Origin of the sequence: Marichromatium bheemlicum (assembly GCF_012276755.1) — a bacterium.
In the GTDB taxonomy this organism is placed as follows: domain Bacteria; phylum Pseudomonadota; class Gammaproteobacteria; order Chromatiales; family Chromatiaceae; genus Marichromatium; species Marichromatium bheemlicum.
This window is the reverse complement of sequence record NZ_JAAXKX010000042.1, coordinates 1-2,157: the sequence shown is the minus strand read 5'-3', so window position 1 is coordinate 2,157 and position 2,157 is coordinate 1. Positions and strand designations below refer to the sequence as shown.

Here is a 2,157-nt window from a genome sequence, read left to right as displayed (position 1 = left end):
CTGCTGTTGACCACCAGCCGCGCGCCCGGCACCCGCTCGAGGATCTCGGACCACACCCGGATGGTGCGATGGTTGACCCGCACCCCACGGGTCAGCGTACCGAAGGTGATGTATCCCCGCTCCAGCGCCGGCAACACGTTCACCGCCCCCATCCCCTCGCTCGGGCGATACATGCCGGCGGGCGCGGCAATCCGCCAGGGTCGCTCGCTGAACAACCCCTCCGCACCCTCGGGCACCAGTGCCTCGTCACACAGGAAGTAGTCGATCGCGCTCAACCCCGAGGTGTAGCCATAACCGACCCAGAGACTCACCGACACCGGCGCCGGCTTGCGCGCGAACCCCCCCAGCCGATTGCCTGCCGTATGTCCGGCCAGGTCGACCAGGATGTCGATGCCGTCGGCACGGATACGCTCGGCGAGTTGGGCGTCGCTCAGCCCACAGGTCGGCACCCAATGATCGATCAATCCCTGGTAGCGCGCCGTCTGGGCGTCCTCGCACGTCAGCTCGGCATAGGCGAAAAGCTCGAAGTCGAGCCGATTGCGATGCATCAGCAAGGGTTCGAGCATATGGCGGGTCGAGTGGTGGCGAAAATCCGGCGAGACATACCCGAGGCGCAAGCGACGCCCGGGGTCGCGATCATTGTCGTGCGCAGACCAGTGCGCACGCGCGGGTTCGCCGTGACGGCGATCGAACTCACGATAATCGGTGAAGATGGCCTTGGCCGAAAGGCCTGGATGATAATTGAGCGTGAACAAGAGCTTGCTGTGAATCGCGGCATCCGTCGGGTGCTTCGACAGTGCCTGGCGATAGGTCGTGGCTGCCTCGTCAACCCGCCCCATCAGCTGCAGGATATTGCCCAGGTTGGAGAGCATTGCCGCCTGCCCCGGCCGGAGTCGGACCGCATGCTGCTGCAGCGCCAGTGCCTCGTCGAAACGCCCTTGCTCGGCCAGCGCATTGCCAAGATTGGTCAGGGTCTCGGGGTGATCGGGGTCGACATCCAGGGCCTGCTGATAGTCGGCCAGCGCCTCATCCGTACGCCCGAGCCGGCGCAGCGCGGAGCCACGGTTGTTATAGCTCTTCAGGTGCCGGGGATCGATCGCCAGCACCGCATCGAAGTAGCCGATGGCCTCCTCGGCCCGTCCGATCGTCAGCAACAGACTGGCAAGATTGTAGAGCGCGGCGACGAAATCAGGCGAGCGCTTGGCCGCCTGGGCATAGGCGAGCCCAGCCTCTTCGAGCCTCCCGACCTGTTCGAGCGCAACCCCAAGGGTATTGAGGACCTGGGGATCCTGGTCATCACGCCGCAGCGCCTCTTCGAGCACGGGTACGGCGGCCTCTCCACGTGAGCACTGTGCCAGCACCGCCCCCAACATCTTCCAGCCGAAGGCGTCCCAGGGCCTGCGTTCGGTCCAGTCACGGGCGAGCTGCTCGACCTCGTCGAACTGATGACGCTCGAACAGCGTGATCAGTGCATCCTCGTCGCTCGGGGTCGGGGTCGCGAGCATGCGCTGGAGCATTTCTCTGAGGGCATGTGCCTCGGCGCTATCGAGGCCGCAGTCGATCGCCCGCTCGATCACCGCCAACCCCTCCTGCGGGCGATAGGCCAGCATCAGCCCCTGCGCGTAGGATTCCCAGTGATGACCGTTCTCGGGATCGAGCTCCAGCGCTCGCAGTAACAAGCCGAGGCCGGAATCGAGATGTCCACGCTCGACCTCCAGTACCCCGAGACCATGATGGGCTGCGGCCTCGTCTGGTTCGGCCGTGAGGCGGGCACGATACAGTGACTCCGCCTCGTCCAGCCTGCCCGCAGCATGATGGGCGCGAGCCAGTTCAAGCGATTCATCGTTGGAGACCATGAATAGTCGACCCCTTTGTCCTGATCATTGCGATTAGTCGAGGAACGGCCGCCAGCGCTCAACATTCATCCATCCGACACACAAGTCGCCAATAAATTGACGCGCCCTTCAGCATGCCCTTAACGCGCGTGGCTACAACGATGTAGTGTGGTCATCGGTCGCGAGTCCAGTAACGCGTTCCCCTACCGATTGGGGTTGGAAGCAAATAGTAAGCCAGCGTTTGCGAAGCAGGCTGAGTAGGATCTGCGTGGACGCCACTCCGAGCTCTCTCCCTGATGAAAACAGCTCGAGGCTGCTGCAC

The 2,157-nt window shown here is 63.9% G+C and carries 1 protein-coding gene; it reads right to left on the bottom strand.

The window, feature by feature from the left end; all coding sequences use genetic code 11:
• Positions 1-1,856, bottom strand: a 1,856-nt coding sequence (locus HF203_RS16010) for a tetratricopeptide repeat protein (protein ID WP_168671084.1), incomplete at its 3' end; no start/stop codon positions are given.
• Positions 1,857-2,157: the final 301 nt, after the last annotated feature.